Origin of the sequence: Clostridium muellerianum (assembly GCF_012926525.1) — a bacterium.
In the GTDB taxonomy this organism is placed as follows: Bacteria; Bacillota; Clostridia; order Clostridiales; family Clostridiaceae; genus Clostridium_AM; species Clostridium_AM muellerianum.
On record NZ_JABBNI010000065.1, the window covers coordinates 148277 to 157745 of the forward strand.

Here is a 9469-nt window from a genome sequence, read left to right on the forward strand (position 1 = left end):
TTAGGGCAGTAACCAGAAAATTTAATGGAAAAGGTAATCGAAATGCTTGGAATAACCAAGGTTTTTCCAGGAACCATTGCAAATGATAATGTAAACTTTGAACTGCTGCAAGGAGAAACCCATGTTTTATTAGGAGAAAATGGAGCAGGAAAAACTACGCTTATGAATATACTTTATGGTTTATATCAACCAGAAAAGGGAGAAATACGTATCAAAGGAAAACAAGCAAAAATTAATACTCCTAATGATGCTATAGAGCTTGGAATAGGAATGGTGCATCAACATTTTATGTTAGTCAATAATTTTACCGTGGCTGAAAATATTGTACTTGGAATAGAACCGAAAAAAGGTTTAAGAATAGACATGGCTAAAGCTTGTAAGGATGTAAAAGAAATTGCTGATAGATATGGATTTAACATGGATCCTAAAGCTGTTATAGAAGATATATCTGTAGGACAGCAGCAAAAGGTAGAAATACTGAAAGCATTGTATAGAGGGGCAGAAGTCCTAATATTGGACGAACCTACAGCAGTACTTACTCCACAGGAAATAGAAGAATTAGGTGTTATTATAAATAACCTTAAGTCAGAAGGAAAGTCAGTTATATTGATAACTCATAAATTAAAAGAAGTTATGAAAATGAGTGACAGGGTAACCATAATAAGAAGAGGAAAAGTTACAGGAACAGTTAATACTAGTGAAACTAATATAGATAAATTGGCAGAACTTATGGTAGGTAGAAAAGTAAACTTAGTTGTTCAAAAGGAAGAAGCAAAAGTAGGAAAAGAAATTTTAAAGATAGAAGGTGTAGAGGCAAAAAATCATAGAGGATTAGTTGCAGTAAAAGATGTAACTTTAACAGTTAGATCGGGGGAAATACTTGGTATAGCTGGAGTAGATGGAAATGGTCAAACAGAACTTATAGAAGTTTTGACAGGACTTAGAAAGCCAGAAGCAGGAAAAATAACTTTAAATGGAACAGATATATATAATAAAACACCAAGAAAGATTGCAGATTGTGGTGTTGGACACATTCCAGAAGATAGACAAAAAAGAGGACTTATATTGAAATATTCTTTATTTGAAAATTCTATATTGGGTACTTATCATAAAAAGCCTTTTAGTAAGGGTATAGTTATGAATTATGGTGAAATACGTAAGTATTGCAAAAATCTTATAGAAGAATTTGACGTAAGAACTCCAAATGAAGATGTTACAGCAGCATCGCTTTCAGGAGGAAATCAGCAAAAGCTTATAGCAGCAAGGGAAATTGCTAAGGATCCAGAACTCTTAATTGCATCTCAACCAACAAGAGGTATAGATGTAGGTGCTATAGAATATATACACAAAAGATTAGTTCAGGAAAGAGATAAAGGAAAAGCTGTACTTTTAGTATCTCTTGAATTAGATGAAATATTAGCTTTGTCTGATAGAATAGCAGTTATGTATGATGGACATATAGTTGATATCTTAGATAGAAAAGATGCAGATGAGAAAAAGCTAGGAGTTCTTATGGCAGGAGGAACTTTAGATAGGGAAAAAGAGGTGACAAGCGTTGAATAGTAATAAATTAAAACAATCAGTGGTGAATGGGCTAAAAAGCCTAGCATTCCCTTTATTTTCAATAATGGTTTCGTTCTTTGTAGCAGTATTTTTTGTAATGTGGTCAAAAGGATATGGAATAGGAGATTATTTTACTGCGTTAACAGATTTAATTGGAACAATAATAAATGGAAGTTTTGGAGATACTGCTAAAACTTTAGAAACAATGGTATTTGTAACTCCACTTATATTTACAGGGGTAGCAAATGCAATTGCCTTTAAATGTGGATTGTTTAATATAGGTGTTGAAGGTCAGTTTACTATGGGACTTATATTTGCAGCTGTAGTAGGATTAATACCTGGTTTAAGCCCATGGATACATGTTCCACTAATAATAATTTCAGGTATTATAGGCGGAGGAATATGGGGATGTATACCAGGTTACTTAAGAGCTAAATTTGGAACTAGTGAAGTTATAAATACAATAATGATGAATTATATTGCTCTAAATGTAGTTAACCTTATAGTACTTAGATCACCTATTGGTGTAAAATCCAAGTCAGCAACACCAATAATACAGGAAAGTGCTCAACTTTTAAAGTTTACTGGTATAAGTAGAGCAAATATAGGACTTATATTTGCGCTTATATGTGCTATTTTTATATATTGGTTACTTTGGAAAACAACTATAGGATATGAAATAAGAGCTGTAGGTTTAAATCCTTTAGGTGCAGAGTACGGAGGAATAAATATAGCTAGAAATACAATGCTTGCAATGGGTTTATCTGGAGCTATAGCAGGTATTGGTGGAGCTTGTCACTTAGCAGGAGTTATGTATAATGCTACTGATATGATATCTAATATTGGATATGGATTTGATGGTATGGCAGTTGCTCTTTTGGCAAAAAGCAATCCTATAGGATGTATACCAGCAGCAATACTATTTGGTGCACTAAACAGTAGCTCAAGAATACTTCAATTAAATTCAATACCAAAGGAAATAGTTTATTTAATTCAATCAGTTGTAATCATATTTGTAGCTACAGATTATATAGTTAAGTACTTAGAGAATAGAAAAAGAAAAAGAGGTGTAATTGCAAATGGATAAAATAACGCTTATCATAATATTACTAGCATCTACTTTAAGAATGGCAACACCTTTGATATTTGCAGGCCTTGGAGGAGTATTTTCCGAAAAATCAGGGGTTGTAAATATAGGACTTGATGGTATGATGACAGTAGGGGCTTTCTTTGCAGTTTTTGGTTCTTATCTTACAGGGAGCCCTTTAATAGGAATTTTATTTGCAGCAATAGCAGGAGGACTTTTAGCTTTATTACATGCTTTTTTAAGTATAAGTTTAAAAGCAGATCAAATAATATCAGGTACTGCTATAAATTTGTTTGCAACAGCCTTTGCTAGTTTTTTAATATTTAAGATATTTAAAAAGGGCGGTCAAACAGATATAGTTACAGGACTTCCTTATGGAATACCAGCAGCTATAAAAGGCATTCCTATAATAGGACCATTAATAGGAGGGCTAAACTGGTTTGTAATAGTTGCTATAATACTTGTATTTGTAGTAAACTTTGTATTGTTTAAGACTCCTGTAGGACTCAGAATAAGAGCAGTGGGAGAACATCCAAGTGCTGCAGATACATTAGGTATAAATGTTTATAAGGTAAGATATGTTTGCGTAGTACTTTCAGGAATACTTGCAGGAATAGGAGGAGCTGCTTTATCTATAGGCATGACTCCAATTTACAAAGAAGGAATGGTAGCAGGACGTGGATTCATAGCGTTAGCAGCTATGATATTTGGTAACTGGAAGCCAAAGGGAACTATGTGGGCATGTTTACTATTCGCTTTTGGTAGTGCTTTAGAAATAAATGCTCAAAGTCTTTCATTGAATATACCAACAGAAATATATTCAATGATACCATATATATTAACTATGCTTGCTCTTGCAGGTTTTGTAGGGAAAACTACGGCACCAGCAGCAGATGGAGTACCATATGAAAAAGGACAAAGATAAACAGAGTTAAATAGTTAGATAAAAAATAATCCACATTGTGAATAATTAATTATTCACAATGTGGATTTATTTTTTTACTGAACTGTAGTTGTTTTAGATGATTTAATTTGTTTTAAGTCTCTAATCCATACTTTAGCACTTTCAAATAGTATAATTAATACAAGAATTATGAGTACAAAAGACATAGAAGTTAATAACACTTTACCTTTAGGTAGGTAATTAGTAAAGATATTTTCTACACAAGCAGTCAATGTTATTACAGTTATACATACCATTGGGATTGCTGTAATTAAAGCATATTTTGGTGTACCTTTCTTTATAATTATTGTAGTACCTATAGCGAAGGCTATGGCAGACAACAATTGATTAGCAATACCGAACAGAGGCCATATTGTATTTACATTACCTGTCAATAATAGATATCCCCAGCTAAATGATATTAAAGCACTAAAGAATATAAGATTAAACCATGAATCTTTATTTCCAAAAGGTTTATAGAATTTTGCACATAAGTCTTGAAGTAGATATCTTCCTATTCTTGTACCAGAGTCTATTGTAGTTAATATAAATAACGCTTCAAACATTATGCAGAAGTGATACCAGTAAGACATTAATCCTTCAAGTCCAGGTAGTTTATAGAATACGTAAGACATACCAACTGCTAATGATACGGATCCACCTGTTCTTCCAGCTAGGTTTTCACCAACCATTTGTGAAAGCATTGGAAGTTCCTTAGGAATCATATGAAGTTTAGCAAATACTGCTGGCGCTGAGTTTATAGCAAAATAATCAGCTGTTGGAAGGCAAGTTGCTGCAATTAATGCCATTAAAGCTATAAAGGATTCAAAAAGCATAGCACCAAAACCTATAGGAAGAATGTCTCGTTCGTTAGATATAAGTTTAGGTGTTGTACCTGTACTTATTAATGCATGGAATCCAGATAGAGCACCACAAGCTATTGTAATAAACAAGAATGGAAATACTTTACCTGAAACTACAGGACCGCCACCATGTACAAAATTAGTAACAGCTGGCATTTGAATAGTTGGTCTAACAAACATTATACCTAGTACCAAGAACCCAATAACACCAATCTTCATATATGTGCTTAAATAGTCTCTTGGAAGTAGTAAGAGCCATACAGGAAGTGCTGCTGCAAGGAAGCCATATAATGCAAGAATTACAGACATTTGTTTAACATTAAAGGTTAAGTATGGTGCTAGAGCAGTGTGTTGAATATATGGACCTGCAATAACTCCAACCATTATAAGAACCATACCAATAATTGTGCCTTCAAGAATTTTACCAGGTCTTAAGAATTTTAAATATAAACCAACTAGGAAGGCAACTGGAATAGTAAAACCAACGGTGAAAGTACCCCATGGACTATTATAAAGTGAGTTAACAACTGGTAATCCAAGTCCGGCCATGGCAATTATTAATATAAATAATACGGCTATAGAAGTAACAAATCCCATTCGACTCCCAAGATTTGTTCTAGCAATTTCGGCAATAGATTCCCCGTCATGTCTAACTGATGCAAATAGCAGTACCATATCATGTACTGCACCAGCAAGTGCGCCTCCAATTAAAATCCATAGTGTTCCAGGAAGATAACCAAATTGTGCAGCTAGAACAGGTCCAATAAGTGGTCCAGCTCCAGCAATTGCTGCAAAGTGGTGACCAAAAAGCACCAGCTTATTAGTAGGAACATAGTCATGTCCATCTTCATGAACTCTAGATGGAACTTCTCTAGTTTCATCTATGACTAATACTTTTGCAGCTATCCATGAGCCATAAAATCTGTAGGCTAAAATTAATACAAGTGCGCCAATAATAACAAGTACAATTGAATTCATAAAAAAACCCCCCTTAATTAATAATTATTATAGCTTGCAAACCTTTTGCTTAACGATAAAAGTTTACATTTAAATAATATTATATTATTTGAATTTTATGTATACATACATGGTTAAAAGGAAAAAAACGGGGGTATATGGTAAAAAACAAAGGGCGTTTGACAGAATAAAGATAGAATAATCTGAAAATTTAAAAATATATTTTTTAATATGTTTTTAAAGATTGAATTTATACCTTAATTTAAAGTAGTATAGTAATATAATTAAGTAAAAGGAGGTGAAAAAGTTGATATATATTCAGCTATTAGAACGTATGGCATTAATAGCTTTAGCGGCATATATATATAATCAATCTCATATATTTAAGAATTTAATTAAAGATGAATTAAAATTAATGGACAAAATTATTATGATTATATTTTTTAGTTCATTATCAATAATAGGAACATATACAGGAATAAGCTTGGAGCCTTATGCCATAGCAAATACTAGACCTATAGGGGCTATAGTAGCAGGGTATGTTGGAGGACCAGCTATAGGAATAATAGTAGGTACAGTAGCAGGAACACATAGGTATTTTATGGGTGGATTTACTGCTTTGGCTTGCGGAATTGCTACAATAGTAGAAGGAATTATAGGAGCCTTAGCAAGAAAATATTATAAAAATGATACTTTTAGTGTTAAAAGTGCTTTTATAGGAGCTGTTATAGCCGAGATGCTTCAGATGTTAATGCTTCTGATTTTTGCCAAACCATTTGCAGATTCAGTGAGGTTAGTGAAATTTATATCTTTACCTATGATAATAATAAATTCTGTAGGGGTAGTTATTTTTATAAACATAATACAAAATGCAAGGGATGAATATGATAGAATTGGGGCTATGCAGACACAAAAAGTACTGAAAATTGCGAAAAAAACAATGGCTTATATGAGAAAGGGCTTGAATGAAAATACTGCAGCAAGTATATCAAAAATTATATATGAAACAACAAATATTAAAGGTGTATTTATAGGTGATAAAAGAAATTTTCTAGCTTATTGTGGTAGAGGTGTTGATGAAAAACAACTAAAAGATAATTTGAAGGACTATTATAAATCACCAGATTATAGTTTGATTAAGTTTATAAGTAACAATAAAAGGGTATTTTTTGTATGTGCTCCATTTTTAATATCTAATACAAGCTTTGAGGGAGTTTTAGGATTAGAAGTTAGTTTAGGAAAAGCAGATGATAAGTATATTTGGGAATTTGCTAAGGAATTAAGTGAATTGCTTTCTACCCAAATAGAACTGTATAAAGTAAATAAACTGGCAGAAGAAGCATCTACTGCTGAATTTAGAGCTTTAAGATCACAAATACAGCCGCATTTTTTATTTAATGCTTTAAATACAATATCTTCTTTCTGTAGAACTAATCCTTTAAAAGCTAAAGAACTTATAATAGATTTATCTAATTATTTTAGACAGACACTTAAAAGAGAGGAAGATTTTGTTTCATTAAAAGATGAAATTGAATTCATACAATCTTATTTATCTATAGAAAAAGCGAGGTTTGGAGAAAGACTTAAAATTATTATAGATATACCAGAAGACTTAATGAATATTAAAATGCCAGTATTTATGCTTCAGCCTATAATAGAAAATTCTATTAAACACGGAATACTTCCAAGACCTAAAGGTGGCTGTGTTTTTGTTAAAGCTGATTGTTATGGAGAAGAAGTATTGTTTTTAATTGAGGATACAGGGATTGGTATGAACGGACAAAGGTTGAAACAAGTTGTAAATAAATGGCCTGGAATAGGTCTTAAAAATGTAAATGAAAGATTAAAGCTTTTATATGGTGAGGATCATGGATTAAAAATTATTACATCACTAGATGAAGGCACTAAAGTTGAATTTTTAATACCAAAGGAGGTAAAAACTATAGATGGATAAAATAAAGTGTATTATTTTAGAAGATGAAATTCCAGCAGCAGAAGAACTTAAATATATATTATCTCAATATGAGTTAATAGAAGTAGTAGGAGTTGGTTATGATGGTCAAAGTGGATTAGAGCTTATTATAACTAAGAAACCCGAAGCAGTTTTTATGGATATAAATATGCCTCTTCAAGATGGAATGGAACTTGCAAGAAAAGTTAGGAAGTTTAATGAGTCTATAGAAATAGTTTTTGTTACAGCATATGAAGAACATGCATTGCAGGCTTTTGAAGTGAATGCATTAGATTATATTTTAAAACCATTTGATGAAAAGAGGATAAATATTACAGTGAATAGACTGGTGAATAAATTTAAAAGCAAATTTATAGATGAAAAAAAGCTTCCAAACATTATAAATCAAATAATAAATAAAATTGATAAGGAAGAAAAAGTTGCAAAAAAGGTACCATGTGAAAAGAATGGCAAAATTATATTGGTAGATGTAAAAGATGTATATTATTGCTATATAAAGGAAGAAAAAACTTATGTAAAAGCTAAGGGTGGAACTTATTTAGTTAGTTTTACTCTCCAACAAATAGAAGGAAAAACTAATTTTTTTAGGGCTCATAGAAGTTATTTGGTAAATATGGATAACATTAAAGAATTATATTCATGGTTTAATGGTACATATAAATTGGTAATGAATGATGCTCATAACTCAGAAATACCTATAAGTCGTAATAATGTAAGAAAATTAAAAGAGATGTTAGGAATTTAAAATGAATAGAAAGTTTAATTTAATTGGTGATTATATGAAATTTAAAAACGTATCTATAAAAGTAAAATTGACTATGTTTTTTGCTTCACTTTCAGTTATTTTATTTGCAGCCGTAGGTTTATTATTTTTTGAAAGTAATAAGAATATTGTAATAAGTTCTAAGCAAAAAGAATTTAAAACCCTTTCACAAGAAACTGCAAATAAGATAGAAAGGTTTCTTTCTGAAAGATATGGAGATTTGGAAGTAATGAGCAATTCCTCTATATTAAACAGGAATGATATAAGCGAAGATGTTAAGTTTGAATACATAACAAGCGTTAGGAATGCATATAAAACCTATGAGTATATTTTGGTTACAGATAATTATGGAAATGTAAGAACTATTTCAGGGAGTTTAAATGCAGATGAGAACTACAAGAAATGGATAAATAATGTTAGTAATAATGGAGTTTTTGTATCAGATTTTATCTATGTTCCAAGAGAAAAATCACATTTTATATACTTTATAGCACCGATAAAAGACAAAACAGGTTCAGTTAATGGAAGAGTAGTAGAAAAGGTTCGTTTTGACGATATAAATGAAATAGTGAAAAATGTAAGTTTGGGGAAGTCAGGATATTCATATCTTAGTTCAAGTAATGGAAGTAACATATTATATAGTAGAAAAGGTAATCCTTCCATAAATTTAAATTTACAGGAAGGAAATATATATTATAATAAACATAATGGGCTTAATTTTGTATATACTTTTTATCCAATAAAAAAATATAAAACTCAAAAAGATACGTGGTATCTTGTAATAGAACAACCTGAGATGGACGCTTTTAAAGTTAGTTATAATTTAAGAAATTTCACTGTAATTGTAATTATAATTTCTATATTAATAATATTTGTTGTGGCACTTATAGCATCTGAAAAAATAACAAGACCATTTAAAATAATGAATTTAAGTTTAAAATCTATGGAACAAAGAGTTATAAAAATGTCTGACGAATTAGAGAAGAGTGTAATGAGAGCTAAAAGTTTAGAAGCTTTGGCAGCTATGTCTGCAGGTATGGCTCATGAAATAAGAAATCCATTGACGTCTATAAGTGGATATGCTCAGTATATTCAATTAGAGCTATCAGAAAATAATAAGCTTCAAGAGGATATATCTATAATAATTGATGAAGTAAATAGATTAAATAGAATTGTAGACAGATTTTTAAGTTTTGCTAGACCTAAAGAACTAAATTTAAAGCTGGAAAATATAAATGATATAGTTATGAATGTAAAAAAAGTATTAATTAATGAAACACAATATAATAATATAAAGTTATTTACTGATTTAAGTAAAGTG

Annotated in this window: 7 protein-coding genes; 6 read left to right on the plus strand and 1 reads right to left on the minus strand. The window is 30.9% G+C overall.

Going from position 1 to position 9469, the window contains the following annotated elements; genetic code table 11:
- Positions 1–24 precede the first annotated feature (24 nt).
- The 3 genes from HBE96_RS22875 to HBE96_RS22885 are packed head-to-tail and all read left to right on the plus strand — an operon-like array spanning position 25 to position 3575.
- Positions 25–1563: an ABC transporter ATP-binding protein gene (locus HBE96_RS22875; protein WP_169300010.1), complete on the plus strand. Its 1539-nt coding sequence runs from the start codon at positions 25–27 to the stop codon at positions 1561–1563.
- The gene (locus tag HBE96_RS22880) at positions 1556–2650 is read left to right on the plus strand and encodes an ABC transporter permease (protein ID WP_169300011.1); all 1095 of its coding nucleotides are present in this window, start codon (positions 1556–1558) and stop codon (positions 2648–2650) included. The genes HBE96_RS22875 and HBE96_RS22880 overlap by 8 nt, the downstream gene beginning before the upstream one ends.
- Entirely contained in the window at positions 2643–3575 is a 933-nt protein-coding gene (locus HBE96_RS22885) for an ABC transporter permease (protein WP_169300012.1), read from the plus strand. The genes HBE96_RS22880 and HBE96_RS22885 overlap by 8 nt, the downstream gene beginning before the upstream one ends.
- A 74-nt stretch (positions 3576–3649) precedes the next feature.
- Here HBE96_RS22885 and HBE96_RS22890 read toward each other — a convergent pair whose 3' ends face one another.
- Positions 3650–5434 (minus strand): carbon starvation CstA family protein, encoded by a 1785-nt coding sequence (locus HBE96_RS22890; RefSeq protein WP_169300013.1) that lies wholly within the window; start codon positions 5432–5434, stop codon positions 3650–3652.
- A gap of 286 nt (positions 5435–5720) precedes the next feature.
- Here HBE96_RS22890 and HBE96_RS22895 point away from each other — a divergent pair, with 286 nt between their 5' ends.
- The 3 genes from HBE96_RS22895 to HBE96_RS22905 all read left to right on the plus strand — a co-directional run.
- Positions 5721–7367: a LytS/YhcK type 5TM receptor domain-containing protein gene (locus HBE96_RS22895; protein WP_169300014.1), complete on the plus strand. Its 1647-nt coding sequence runs from the start codon at positions 5721–5723 to the stop codon at positions 7365–7367.
- A complete protein-coding gene (locus HBE96_RS22900) occupies positions 7360–8130 on the plus strand; it encodes a LytR/AlgR family response regulator transcription factor (RefSeq protein WP_169300015.1) in 771 nt (256 codons plus the stop codon). Before HBE96_RS22895 ends, HBE96_RS22900 begins: the two co-directional genes overlap by 8 nt.
- 1 nt (position 8131) lies before the next feature.
- A partial coding sequence (locus HBE96_RS22905; RefSeq protein WP_281064372.1) for a histidine kinase dimerization/phospho-acceptor domain-containing protein occupies positions 8132–9469 on the plus strand: 1338 nt, incomplete at its 3' end.

Coding starts and splice junctions, on each gene's coding strand:
- HBE96_RS22875 (WP_169300010.1), top strand. CDS start 25: ATGGAAAAGGTAATCGAAATGCTTGGAATAACCAAGGTTTTTCCAGGA.
- HBE96_RS22885 (WP_169300012.1), top strand. CDS start 2,643: ATGGATAAAATAACGCTTATCATAATATTACTAGCATCTACTTTAAGA.
- HBE96_RS22890 (WP_169300013.1), bottom strand. CDS start 5,434: ATGAATTCAATTGTACTTGTTATTATTGGCGCACTTGTATTAATTTTA.
- HBE96_RS22900 (WP_169300015.1), top strand. CDS start 7,360: ATGGATAAAATAAAGTGTATTATTTTAGAAGATGAAATTCCAGCAGCA.